This window comes from Gordonia jinghuaiqii (assembly GCF_014041935.1).
Classification (GTDB): domain Bacteria; phylum Actinomycetota; class Actinomycetes; order Mycobacteriales; family Mycobacteriaceae; genus Gordonia; species Gordonia jinghuaiqii.
This window is the reverse complement of record NZ_CP059491.1, coordinates 2,409,155-2,421,732: the sequence shown is the minus strand read 5'-3', so window position 1 is coordinate 2,421,732 and position 12,578 is coordinate 2,409,155. Positions and strand designations below refer to the sequence as shown.

The 12,578-nt window shown below is 69.0% G+C and carries 10 protein-coding genes; 4 read left to right on the top strand and 6 right to left on the bottom strand.

The genetic code is table 11. The annotated features are described in order from the left end of the window. Positions 1–96: 96 nt before the first annotated feature. A complete protein-coding gene (locus tag H1R19_RS10755; RefSeq protein WP_188329136.1) occupies positions 97–1,851 on the bottom strand; it encodes a DEAD/DEAH box helicase in 1,755 nt (584 codons plus the stop codon). Positions 1,852–2,209: 358 nt separating this feature from the next. On the opposite strand from H1R19_RS10755, the gene H1R19_RS10750 reads away from it, so the two are divergent. After that, the gene (locus H1R19_RS10750; protein ID WP_219851381.1) at positions 2,210–3,406 is read left to right on the top strand and encodes a YihY/virulence factor BrkB family protein; all 1,197 of its coding nucleotides are present in this window, start codon (positions 2,210–2,212) and stop codon (positions 3,404–3,406) included. A gap of 59 nt (positions 3,407–3,465) precedes the next feature. On the opposite strand, the gene H1R19_RS10745 is transcribed toward H1R19_RS10750, so the two are convergent. Next, complete coding sequence (locus tag H1R19_RS10745) at positions 3,466–3,738, bottom strand: DUF3039 domain-containing protein (RefSeq protein WP_219851380.1); 273 nt, start codon at positions 3,736–3,738, stop codon at positions 3,466–3,468. A gap of 107 nt (positions 3,739–3,845) precedes the next feature. On the opposite strand from H1R19_RS10745, the gene H1R19_RS10740 reads away from it, so the two are divergent. Both H1R19_RS10740 and H1R19_RS10735 read left to right on the top strand, forming a co-directional pair. Then, on the top strand, positions 3,846–4,289 hold the full coding sequence (locus H1R19_RS10740) for a DUF3099 domain-containing protein (protein ID WP_188329133.1): 444 nt from the start codon (positions 3,846–3,848) through the stop codon (positions 4,287–4,289). Positions 4,290–4,590: 301 nt separating this feature from the next. Beyond that, positions 4,591–5,529, top strand: coding sequence for a sigma-70 family RNA polymerase sigma factor (locus H1R19_RS10735; protein WP_188329132.1), 939 nt, complete (start codon positions 4,591–4,593; stop codon positions 5,527–5,529). 14 nt (positions 5,530–5,543) lie between these two features. On the opposite strand, the gene H1R19_RS10730 is transcribed toward H1R19_RS10735, so the two are convergent. After that, a complete protein-coding gene (locus tag H1R19_RS10730; RefSeq protein ID WP_219851378.1) occupies positions 5,544–8,387 on the bottom strand; it encodes a bifunctional acetate--CoA ligase family protein/GNAT family N-acetyltransferase in 2,844 nt (947 codons plus the stop codon). Continuing rightward, the gene (locus H1R19_RS10725) at positions 8,380–9,624 is read right to left on the bottom strand and encodes an acetoin utilization protein AcuC (protein ID WP_188329130.1); all 1,245 of its coding nucleotides are present in this window, start codon (positions 9,622–9,624) and stop codon (positions 8,380–8,382) included. Before H1R19_RS10725 ends, H1R19_RS10730 begins: the two co-directional genes overlap by 8 nt. 183 nt (positions 9,625–9,807) lie before the next feature. Here H1R19_RS10725 and H1R19_RS10720 point away from each other — a divergent pair, with 183 nt between their 5' ends. After that, positions 9,808–10,503 carry an iron-dependent transcriptional repressor DtxR gene (locus H1R19_RS10720; RefSeq protein WP_219851376.1) on the top strand — a complete coding sequence of 232 codons (696 nt, stop codon included), beginning with the start codon at positions 9,808–9,810 and terminating at the stop codon, positions 10,501–10,503. 44 nt (positions 10,504–10,547) lie between these two features. On the opposite strand, the gene H1R19_RS10715 is transcribed toward H1R19_RS10720, so the two are convergent. Together H1R19_RS10715 and H1R19_RS10710 are read right to left on the bottom strand one after the other, a co-directional pair. Continuing rightward, the gene (locus tag H1R19_RS10715) at positions 10,548–11,699 is read right to left on the bottom strand and encodes a DUF4192 domain-containing protein (protein ID WP_188329128.1); all 1,152 of its coding nucleotides are present in this window, start codon (positions 11,697–11,699) and stop codon (positions 10,548–10,550) included. Positions 11,700–11,792: 93 nt separating this feature from the next. After that, positions 11,793–12,491 (bottom strand): hypothetical protein, encoded by a 699-nt coding sequence (locus tag H1R19_RS10710; protein ID WP_372631169.1) that lies wholly within the window; start codon positions 12,489–12,491, stop codon positions 11,793–11,795. Between the last annotated feature and the right edge of the window lie 87 nt (positions 12,492–12,578).

The following is a 12,578-nucleotide window of genomic DNA, read 5'->3' as shown; positions in this document are numbered from 1 at the left end:
GGCGACAGCCACCAGGACGCACCGAGAGAGCCCGGCCGGAATCTTCCGGCCGGGCTCTCTCGTGTTCGGTTGCGGTGCGCGCAGGCCCGAGCGGCCTCAGCGCCACTCGCGCAGGGCGGCGATGCGTTCCTTGAGCTGCTCGGCACTGGCGAGCGCGGTAGGCGGTCCTCCGAGCCGGGTACGCAACTCGTTGTGCACCATGCCGTGCGGTTTTCCCGTCCGATGATGGTGCATCGCCACCAGGGTGTTGAGTTCTTTACGCAGCGCCGCGAGGTTGTCACCGGTGCCGCCGGGAACCCGGCCCGGGGTGGCCTCCGGTGCGGCGGCGGGCGCCGGCGCAGCGGTCGTGCGTGCCGTCACCTGGTCCGCCTGCCTCTTGCGCAGGAGTGCGCGCACCTGGTCGGCGTCGAGCAGGCCCGGCAGTCCGAGATAATCCGATTCCTCGTCGCTGCCGGCGAAGGTCGCGGTGCCGAACGACGCGCCGTCGAAGATCACCTGGTCGAGTTCGGCGTCGGCGTGCAGCGACTGGAACGAGGGCTCGTCCTCCCCCGGCTCGTCCTTCTGCTTGTTCGCGTCGTTGAGCAACTGGTCGTCGAGGCCCTCGCTGACGCGATGAGGCTTGCCGAGGACGTGATCGCGCTCGACCTCCATCTGGCTGGCGAGGTCGAGCAGCACCGGGACCGAGGGCAGGAAGACGCTGGCGGTCTCCCCGGGTCGTCGCGACCGCACATAGCGGCCGATCGCCTGCGCGAAGAACAGCGGCGTCGACGAGCTCGTGGCGTAGACGCCGACCGCCAGACGCGGCACGTCGACACCCTCGGACACCATGCGCACCGCGATCATCCACTCATCGGTGGAGTTGGCGAACTCGGCGATCCGCGACGACGACTTGGGGTCGTCGGACAGCACCAGCGTCGGCGGTTTACCCGTGATCGAGGTGAGTAGTTCGGCGTAGTCGCGCGCCGCGGCCTGGTCGGTCGCGATGACCAGACCGCCCGCGTCCGGCATCCCGCTGGCCCGCAGCTGTCCGAGCCGGGTGTGCGCCGCAGTCAGCACCGAGGGGATCCAGTCGCCGTGTGCGTCGAGTGCCGTGCGCCAGGCCCGTGTGGTGTGTTCGGCCGACAGCGGCTCGCCGAGGCGGGCGGTGTACTCCTCGCCCGCGCTGTCACGCCAGCTCGCCTCACCCGAATAGGCCAGGAACACCACGGGACGGACGACGCCGTCCTTGAGGGCGTCGGCGTAGCCGTAGGTGTGGTCGGCCTTGGAACGCTGGTGGCCGCCCGGTTCGGTCTCGTAGGTGACGAACGGTATCGGCGAATCGTCGGACCGGAAGGGCGTTCCGGTGAGAAGGAGGCGGCGTTCGGCGTCGTCGAAGGCCTCGCGGATCGCCTCGCCCCACGACTTCGCGTCACCACCGTGGTGGATCTCGTCGAGGATGACCAGGGTGCGGTAGTTCTCGGTGCGGACGCGATGGCGCGCGGGGTGAGCCGCGATCTGCGCGTAGGTGACCACGACGCCGTGGAAATCCGAGCTCGTCTGTCCGGCCGAGTTGGTGAACCGTGAGTCCAGCGCGATGCCGACACGTGCGGCGGCCTCGGCCCACTGATGCTTCAGGTGCTCCGTCGGCGCCACGACGGTGATCTTGTCGACCGTGCGGTCGTCGAGCAGTTCACGGGCGATCCGCAGGCCGAACGTCGTCTTACCGGCACCGGGGGTCGCGACGGCGAGAAAGTCTTTCGGCTTCTGCGTCAGGTACTTGGTGAGCGCGCGCCGCTGCCAGGCGCGCAGCTGGAGTTTGGGGGCAGGGACCTGCGTGCCAGAAGTACTGGCGGAGGGTTCGGCTGACGTCACCTTCTGTGCTGCTCCTGACGGCGTACGGATTCCCTGCCGGGCATGAAATGACCCCTCGCGTACGGGACCCGCGCCCGAGGGGACCCGCCAATGGTAGCGCCGGATGGCGCGCCGCCCCGCATCGCGACACCCGGGCCCGGGGACCGTGCGGGCCCCCGAACGGAGGTGATCCGAACGACTCGCCTGGTGACCCGGGTACCCATATGGACGTTCGATCAGGGATATTGAACTCATCACAACGCGAAAGAGGAACCCGGTCCCCCTGGCCGACGACACGTCGTCGGCGACTGCGGCACGTCCGGGTACCACGTCGACGACACGGCCCGCCGGCGCGCGCGTCGCCCGGCCGCCGCAATCGGTGCATCCGGTGTCCGGCGCGGTCACCGCCCCCATCGGCGACACGTCCACCGAACCGCTGCGCGCGCCGCGCCGCGCCGCGCCGTCCGCAGGGCCCACTCCCCCGGACCCCACCCCGCTCTCGGGTGACGTCGACGTCATCGGCGGTGCCGACGCCGACCGGCAGACCGCGGGCAACGACGTCCCCGTGCCCTCGGACACCCCCGGACCGCCTGTCCTGCCGAACATCCACCGCGTCATCTGGCGCACCATCGTCAAGTCGTGGGACGACGGGATCATCGGATGGGCGGCGCAGGCCGCATTCTGGCAGGCGTTGTCGTTGCCGCCGCTGCTCCTCGGATTACTCGGCTCGGTCGGCTATGTGGCGGGCTGGTTCGGCCCCGACACCGTGGACGTGGTCTATGCCCGCATCGTCGACTTCGCGCAGCGCACCTTCACCCCGACCGTCGTCGACGATCTCATCACCCCGACCGTGGACAGCGTGCTGGGCCGGGGTCGGGTCGGCCTGATGTCGGTCGGCTTCGTCCTGTCGCTGTGGGCGGGATCGTCGGCGGTGTCATGTTTCATCGCCTCGATCGCACACGCCCACGACCAGCACGAGGTCCGGCATCCGGTGTGGCAGCGCTTCTTCGCGCTGTTCCTCTACGTCGGTTTCCTGAGCGTGGCGGTGTTCCTGCTGCCGCTGGTGGCCCTGGGACCCAACTACCTGCGGGCGATCGTGCCGGAGTCCTGGGGATCATTCGTCACGACGCTGATCGACTACGGCTACTTCCCGTTCGTCGCCGTCCTGCTGCTACTGGTGCTGACCACGCTGTATCACCTGGCCTTGCCCAATCCGTTGCCCTGGCACCGACTCATCGGCGGGGCCGTCGTGGCGGGCGTGTTCTTCTGGGTCGCGAGTTACGTACTGCGGATCTACCTGACGAAGATCACCGAGGCAGGTGTCTCCTACGGCGCACTGGCGACGCCGATCGCGTTCCTGCTGTTCACGTTCTCACTGGGCTTCGGCATCGTCATCGGAGCCGAGTTCAACGCCGCCGTGCAGCAGTTCTGGCCGGCCAAGGAGTCGACGACGACACAGGTCCGACACTGGGTGAACTCGCAGACCTCCGATTTCACCGGCCAGCTCAAGACCCTGCCGGACCGGTTCGCCTCGGGTCCGATCCGCCGGCCCACGCGAGATCGTGAGCGCGGCTGACCGGACGTGGCGGACTGGATGTGGCGGCCGGGAGACGGCCGATGAAGTGCCGTGTGAGGCTACTTGCGCATCTTGCTGTAGATCTTCTTGCACTTCGGGCACACCGGCGAGCCGGGCTTGGCCGACCGTGTCACCGGGAACGTCTCGCCGCACAGCGCGACGACGTGACTGCCCATCACAGCGCTCTCGGCGATCTTGTTCTTCTTGACGTAGTGGAAGAACTTCGGCCGGTCGTCGTCATCGCGATCGGTGGCGTCGGCGTCGGGGCGCTCGTCGGTCTTGGTGTCGGACCAATCGTCGAGGTCCGGGCGTTCGATGGTTTCGGTTCCCATTGCTCTATTGTGCGTCACCGGCGGATCGCGCGTCACCGGGGAAGGCGAGAGTGCATTCGAGAAGCGAAAGTGGGACAGTGGAGAGGGTGTTCGAACAAAGGGATTTCATGGGCGAGACCGGCCGCGACCACGACCAGCACAGCGAGTCACCGCACGCGGGCGAGTCCGGGCGCGGCGGGTCACGACGCAGCGCGGTGCCGGTCGAGACGTACCTGATCACCGAGGCGCAGGATTCCCTCGAAGCTCAGCAGCGCGCCCGCGTCCGCAAGTACCTGTTCCTGATGGCGTTTCGTGTACCGGCGCTCCTCGTCGCCGGAATCGCGTACAGCATCACCGGTTCCGGGCTCCTCGCGCTCGGCATCGTCGCCGTCTCGATCCCGCTTCCGTGGATGGCGGTCCTCATCGCCAACGACCGCCCGCCCCGCAAGCGCGGCGAGGTGCCGCAGTACAAGTACGGAACCGATCATTCCGTCATCGGTCCGCCCGCGCTGTCGCACACCGATCATGTCTCCCGGACCGTCGACGGTCAGGTCGTCGACCCAGACCGCTGATCGGGTCCCGACCGATCGACCCCCGGCCGAGCGGTTCCGGCGGTCCCGGGCGGGCGGTTCCCCCGCGCGCGACATCTCAGCAACTTCTCAGCCGATTGTCGAGCGCGCGAAAAGTTTTCGCAGGTCACCAAGCCTCATCGACGTTTGCTCCGAAGCACTCCTGGGAACTATCGCCCATATATGGACGTTGGACCCAGTGAACGCATTCAAGTCAGGAGGCCGCATGTCCCGCTCGACAGTTGCACGTTCGACCCCGATCACCGGATTCGCCGAGCCGACCCCTCCGGGTACTCGCCCGGCGATGACCGAACAAGATCTCGACGCACAGTCTCCGGCGGCAGACCTCGTTCGTGTCTATCTGAACGGGATCGGCCGTACCGCTCTTCTCAACGCAGAGCAGGAGGTCGACCTCGCCAAGCAGATCGAGGCCGGCCTCTACGCCAAGCATGTCCTGGCCACCAAGAAGCGGCTGTCCGCCGCCAAGAAACGCGATCTGGGAATCATCGTCCGCGAAGGTGAGGCCGCACGTGCTCACCTGCTCGAGGCGAACCTCCGTCTGGTGGTGTCGCTCGCCAAGCGCTACACCGGCCGCGGAATGCCGCTCCTCGATCTCATCCAGGAGGGCAACCTGGGTCTGATCCGCGCGATGGAGAAGTTCGACTACGCCAAGGGTTTCAAGTTCTCGACCTACGCCACGTGGTGGATTCGACAGGCGATCACCCGCGGGATGGCCGATCAGAGCCGCACCATCCGTCTGCCGGTCCACCTCGTGGAGCAGGTCAACAAGCTCGCCCGCATCAAACGTGAACTGCATCAGCAGCTCGGTCGCGAGGCCACCGACGACGAGCTGGCCAACGAGTCGGGCATCCCGGCCGAGAAGATCGCCGATCTGCTCGATCACAGCCGTGACCCGGTCAGCCTCGACATGCCGGTCGGCAGCGACGAAGAGGCCCCGCTCGGCGACTTCATCGAAGACGCCGAGGCCACCTCGGCCGAGAACGCCGTCATCGCGGGTCTGCTGCACTCCGACATCCGTGCGGTGCTCGCCACCCTCGACGAGCGTGAGCAGCAGGTCATCCGGATGCGCTACGGCCTCGACGACGGCCAGCCGCGCACCCTGGATCAGATCGGCCGCATGTTCGGGCTCTCGCGCGAGCGTGTGCGTCAGATCGAGCGTGAGGTCATGGGCAAGCTGCGCCACGGCGATCGCGCCGAGCGGCTGCGTGCCTACGCGAGCTGACCCCGCCCAATCCGCTAGTTCAATCGTCTCGGTCCGGTGTCCCGTCTGTCGGGCACCGGGCCGACTCGTATCTGGGCGGTCAGCACTGCGACGCCGTCACCCGAGGCGAGAATCGGGTCGCACACCACCTCGCGGACCTCGGGGATGTCGTCGACGAGGGTCGAGATCCGCAGCAACAGATCGACCAGCGCTTCTCTGTCTGCCGGTTCCTCTCCGCGATAGCCCGACAGGAGCGGCGCCGACCGCGGCTCGTCGATCAGCTCGCGTGCGTCGAGTTCCGAGAGCGGGACGGCCCGATACCCGTGGTCGCCGAGCAGCTCGAAGGTCCGGCCGGACAGCCCGAACGACATGACAGACCCGAATGACGGATCGTCGCGGACGCGGATCACGGTGCCGACCCCCTTGGGCGCCATCTTCTGGACGTGCAGCACGTTGTCGCCGGTGAGCTCGGTGAGTTCGGCGAAGGCCGTCACCACGGATGTCGCATCGGGCAGGTCCAGGCGTGCGCCCTCGCGGTCGAGGCGGCCGCGCCATTTCGGCGACGTCGCCTTCACGGCCACCGGGAACCCGAGCGCGCGTGCCGCCGCCGAGGCCTCGTGCATGGTGGTCACCTCGCGGAACGGGATCACCGGGATGCCGTACCACCCCAACAGGCGTGCCGAGTCGACGTGGCCGAGCAGCCGTTCACCCTGCTGGTCGTCCATCGCCTCGCGCACGAACATCCGGGCGGCCTCGGGGTCGGCGCCCTCGGCCCGATGCACCACCGATTCCGGCCGCATCCGCCATCGGGCGTACTGCCATGCGCGGGCGAGCGAGGCCGCGGCCCTCTCCGGACTGGCGTAGGACGGGATCGACCCCCGCTCGGGCATGCCGTTGGGGCCCGGTCTGGTCAGGCCCGGCGGAATGCCGTCGACGGCCAGGAACGTCGTGACGATCGGTTTGGCGCCGTCGGCGTCGGGCGTGTTCGCCGCAGCCATGAGCGCGCGGGCATGCCAGTCGGCATCGACGGCCACCGGTGGCACGAAGACCACGATGATCGCGTCGACCCCGGTGTCGGCCATCGCCGCCGACACCGTGTCCTCGAACTGCTCCTCCGACGCGCCTGCACCGAGGTCGACGGTGTCGACCACGTCGAGTCCACCGCTGCGTGCGGTGTCGGCGGCGAGGCTGCCAAGGACCGAGGAATTGCCGATGATGCGCACACGCGGGCCGCGCGGAAGCGGCTGATAGGCGAACAGCGCGGCGCAGTCGAACAATTCGGGGATGGTGTCGACCTGGATGACACCGGCCTGTTCGAGCATCATGCGGGCGATCTGGTCGTCGAGCGTGCCTGCCGAGCGGGCCGCGCGGACCGGGCTCATCGCCCCCTTGCCCGACTTGACCGCGATGATCGGCTTCGAGCGGGAGACCCGCCGCGAGATCCGGGAGAACTTCCGGGGGTTACCGAAGCTCTCGAGGTAGAGCAGGATCACATCGGTCGCGGTGTCGGTGTCCCAGTACTGAAGGAGGTCGTTGCCGGAGAGATCGGCGCGATTGCCCGCCGAGGCGAACGTCGACAGGCCGATCTGCCTGCGCGCCGCGGTGTCGAGGATGGCGATGCCCAGAGCGCCGGACTGGCAGAAGAACCCCACCCGCCCGGCGGCCGGGATACGCGGCGCCAGGGTGGCGTTGAGCGCGATCTCGGGGTCGTTGTTCGCCACTCCCAGGGCGTTCGGGCCGACGAGCCGCATCCCGTGCTCCCGCACCTGTGCGACGAGACGACGCTCGTTCTCCAGGCCCGCCTCCTCACCGGAATCGCCGAATCCCGAGGACACCACCACGAGTGTGCGGACACCCTTGACGAGGCAGTCGTCGAGGACGTCGTCGACGCGCGCCGCGGGGACCGCGACGACGGCCAGGTCGACCGGATCGGGGATGTCGCGCACGGTCTCGTAGGCGCGGATCCCGCGTACCGACGGTGGCCGCTCACGCGTCCGGCGGCGACTCGCCGATCGGCCCCGTCCGGCCACCAGCCCACGCGCGGACGTCTCCTCCGGTTCGTCCTCGACGCGCGCCGGCCCGTTGACCGGGAACACCGGCCCGGTGAATCCGCCGGCGATGATGTTGGCCAGCAGGGCGTTTCCGACCTTGTTCGGATCGGTCGACGCGCCGATCACCGCCACCGATGTCGGCCGCAGCAGGTTCGCGACGCTCCGCGCCTCCGACGCACGCTCGCGGGCGTTGCGCACCGACAGCATTGCCTCGGTCGGGTCGATGAGGAACTCCACGTGCACGGTGGATCCGTCGAAGCTGCGTGCGAGCTGGTAACCGGCGTCGCGGAAGACCGCGACCATGTTGGGGTTCTCGCTGAGCACCTCGGCCTCGAACCGGGTGAACCCGTTCTCCGCGGCCGCGCCGGCGAGGTGTTCGAGCAGGATCGGTCCCAGTCCCCTGCCCTGGTGTTCGTCGGCGACCACGAAGGCGACCTCGGCGGATTCGGGTTTGCCGTCGAAGCCGAGTCCCTCGTAGATGCCGACGGCGATGATCTCGCCGCCGAGTTCGGCGACGATCGCGACGCGCTGCTGATGGTCGACGGTGGTCATGCGCGCCACCTCGCGCGGCGGCAGGGTCGGTGTTGGACCGAAATACCGCATGTAGCGGGTGCGTTCGGACAACTTGGAGTGGAATTCGACGATGCGATCGGCGTCGTCGGGCACGATCGGGCGCAGATGCACCACACCCCCGTCCGACGCGAGGACGTCGGCTATCCAGTGGCGTGGATAGTCCCATGCGCTTCGCGGTGCGGGCTGGTCGGCGACCGGCGTGCTCCGGGCCGGCGCTGGTGCGCCAGGCGATGCCGGCGCGGTGTGGTCAGTCACGGGGATCCTCCGGGTCGAGACCGTGCAGAGGGTACACCGCGCGACGGGTCGCGAGGATGGCTCGATCGGTCTGTCGCTGAGCGTTCGCGCCGACCCCCTCCGGCGGTTCCTGACCGGCGTCGCCGTCCCACGGCTGGTAGTCGACCACACCGCCGTCGCCCATCACCCCGACCGGCGGCCGGGCGTAGTCCGAATGCACCTGCTGGGAGATCTGTTCGGCGGTGGCACACCACGATTCGTCGATGACGGTGGTCACGTCGACCTCCCGGTCGAGCGCCACTCCGAGCAGATGGGTCCAGCTGCGCGGCACCACGTTGACCACGCCGTATCCCCCGCCGCCCACCGCGATCCACCGTCCCTCGCAGTACTTGTCGGCCAGGTCGCGCATGGCGATCATCGCCGCGCGCTGACCGTCGACGGTCAGTGACAGGTCGGTGAGCGGGTCGGCACGATGGCTGTCGGCACCGCACTGGCTGACGATGATCTGCGGTTTGAACTCGGCGATCAGCGACGGCACCACGGCATGAAAGGCGCGCAGCCACAACCGGTCCTCGGTGTTGGGCATCAGCGCGAGGTTGACCGCGCTGCCCTGCGCGTCGCCGTCGCCGACCTCGGTCGGCCAGCCGGTGCCCGGCCACAGCGTCGCGGGATGCTGATGCAGCGAGACGGTCATCACCCGCGGGTCCGCCGCGAACTCCACCTGGACGCCGTCGCCGTGGTGGGCGTCGACGTCGATGTAGGCGATCCGGTCGAACCCCTTGTCGAGCAGGTACCTGATCGCGATCGAGCAGTCGTTGTAGATGCAGAATCCCGCGGCGCGCGAACGCATCGCATGGTGCATGCCGCCACCGATGTTGACCGCGCGGGTGGCCGCACCGGAGGCAACCGTCTGCGCAGCGGCGAGGGTGCCGCCGACGAGGAGCCGGGCGGCCTCGTGCATACCGTCGAAGACGGGATTGTCGGCGTCGCCGAGACCGAACAGCCGCTCGAGCAGCGGCCCCGACAGCGACGCCGTCCCCGACCCGACGGCGCGCACGGCGTCGACGTAGTCGCGGGAGTGCACGACGGTCAGCGCATCGTCGTCGACGTCCTGCGGCGGCACGGTCTCCACGCCGTCGAGGATCCCGAGGCTCTGGGCCAAGGTCATCGTCAGCGCGAGTCGGACGGGATTCATCGGGTGGGTGTGGGCCCAGCGGTAGGACAGGAAGTCCTCGCTCCAGATGACAGCTGTCGTCATCGGGCACTCGTAGCGTTGTTCACGGATTCAGGCTAGTGGTACACCTCGCGACGGGCCACGGTTGTCGGTTCGGACACTCCGCGACGGCCGTCTGACACCGGTCTGCGACCAGCGGCCACACGAGTCGGGGGTCACAGGGCCCGAAGAGGGTAATCTTGGCGGGGACGAAAGGGATTGCGCATAGTGAACGACCTGGTTGACACCACCGAGATGTACTTGCGGACGATCTACGACCTCGAAGAAGAGGGCATCGTGCCGCTGCGGGCGCGCATCGCCGAGCGTCTGGACCAAAGCGGTCCCACCGTCTCCCAGACCGTTGCCCGGATGGAACGGGACGGACTCCTCCGCGTGGCGGGCGACCGTCACCTCGAACTCACCGAGCGGGGCCGTTCGCTGGCCGTCGCGGTGATGCGCAAGCATCGCCTGGCCGAGCGCCTGCTCGTCGACGTCATCGGGATGCCCTGGGATCAGGTCCACGAGGAGGCCTGCCGCTGGGAGCACGTGATGAGCGAGAATGTCGAACGACGTCTCCTCGCGGTGCTGGAGTATCCGACGACGTCGCCGTACGGCAATCCGATCCCCGGGCTGGAGTTGCTCGGCGTCGAGGCGCCCTCGGCCGATGACGGATCGATCCGCCTGGCCGACCTGCCGCCCGGCGAGACCGTGCCGGTGATAGTCCGGCGGCTCTCCGAGCACGCCCAGTCCGACACCGGACTGATCGGCCAGTTGCGCGAGGCCGGCGTCGTGCCGAATGCACGCGTGACCGTGACCAATTCCGCCGGCACCATCACCATCGACACGCCCGGCCACGACGGGCTCGAGCTGTCGCCGGACATGGCGCATTCGGTGTTCGTGGAAAAAGTGGTCGAGAAGGTCTGACACAACGACAGTTCTGACACAACGACAGTTCTGAACCGCCCGTCTCACCCGGCGGCCCGTCTGGTGGCATCGGGGAGATGGGCACCCAGTTCGGCGGCGACGGCGTAGGAGTCGTCGATCATCTCCCACAGCATCGTCGGACGGACACCCGCACGCAGTGCGGTGTCGAGCAGCGAGGCGAGCTTCCAGTGCGGGTCGCACTCCAACGCCACGTCGAGCGCCGCGCCCGCGTAGGCGCCCTCCCCACCGATGTAGTGCAGGTGGGCCAGCAGGGTGGCGGCGCTGGCGCGTCCTCGTCCGGTGAGGCGTCGGGTCAGTTCCCGCCAGAGCAGTTCGGCCCGATCGCGCAGGTCGGTGACGGCGAGCGCGAGTGCGGCGTCGCGCACGTCGAGCCGAAGGATCGCGTGTTCGAGAAGTGCCACCCGACCGCAGTCCAGCTGCTTCCCGGCCCCGATCACGGACTCCATCACCGCGCCCATGGCGACCACCGACTCGGAATGCTCAGAGGTCCCTGCGCGGTCCAGATCGGTGCGGTCCAGATCGAGAAACTCGGGCGTCGGGTTCCGGACCGTCCTCACCCAGGCGATGGGGCAGTCGGTGCACTGCGGACCCGGCCGCGCCGCGCTGCATTCTCCGTCGAGTGGTTCGAGCATGGTCCGCATCTCCGCACGGCGCGGAAGAATCCGCCTGCCCGATCGCACCGCCTCCGAGATCGCGGTCGGGCAGCTCTGCGGGTCGTCGAGGTGGCCGGCCCGCTCGCCGGGCACGTGTACCGCCCAGGCCTGCCCGTCGGGACACCAGGTGACCGACCACGGTGCACCGCAGTCGAATTCGGCGAGACCGAATCCTACGGCGATCCCTCCGACGGCGGCGAAATGCCGGTCGGCGATGGCCTGGACGCGACGGTAGCGGGCGTCGTCGGTCGGAAACCGGTCGTCGACGACGACGGCCACCGCTTCTTCGGCCCCGTAGGAGCGGGTGATGTCGCCGAGGCCGGCGAGCACCGCGAGAAACTCCGGCGTCGGAGCGCCTCCGGTGTCGAGGGCGAGGTCATGGCGCATCGTTGCGGACACGCTGCGATCGGCGGCGAAGGCGATGACGATGATCGAGCGTTCCGGCACGAAGCCGAGCAGGGCGGGAATCGCGGTGAGCAGTACGCCGGGGTCGAGAGGTCCCCGCGTCGAGAGTGTGGGCATGGGCTCAGCATCGGCCCGCCCACGCCGCCGGCACGGCGGGCGGCGCCGGCTGTGGACAACTCCGGGAGGTTCATCCACAGATGCCCGGCTGCCTCAGCCGAAGGCCGCGGACACCGCCTTGGTGAACAGCTCGTCGAGTGCGGCGGCGTCGTCGGCCGGCACCGGACCCGCTGCCGGCCACCGGTACTCGGTGTAGACGCGCACCCCGCCGCGTTCACCGAGGAGCGCGAGCGAGCTGGTCGTCAGCGGCGCCGGCCCACCGGTGACGATGGTGCGCCGGATGGTCGCCGTCGCGACGCCGTCGGGCGCCTGCGGTGCGGGCAACACCTCGGTGGTGACCGTCGATGTCGCACCGAACGTGCTCGTCGTGATCTGCGGGCACCGCTGCGCCAGACCGACCACGTCGTCGAGTGAGGTGTCGACGTTGGCGACGACGGTGGTCAGCGTCGACCGCTCCCCGGCACCCGGCCCGAGGAAGGCGACCGCACCGTCGGCGGGGACCGGAGCCGGAGCGCACTCCGCCGGCGCCACCTCGGTGCCCTGTGTCCTCCCCGGAACCCCGCTCCCGGTGATGTCGGCGAGGGCGTTGGCGATCGCCTGCGGCGGGATCGAACTCGCCTGGCCCGCCGGGAAATCCGAGGCCGCCACCGAGCGGGACGACAGATCCGGGCTCGACGGCGACGGATCGCCCCCGACCGCGCAGGCCGTCATCACGCAACCCGCCAGCGCGACGCACGCGGCGGTGGTGAGCAGGACGGGCAGACGTCGGCGCAGAGCGGTCGGATGGGTCACAACGGTCTACTGTGCCACCGCCGACCCGCCCCGCGGGAGGGTGACACACCCCTCTCGGGAATCACCGGCGTGATGGCGGCGTTGGAC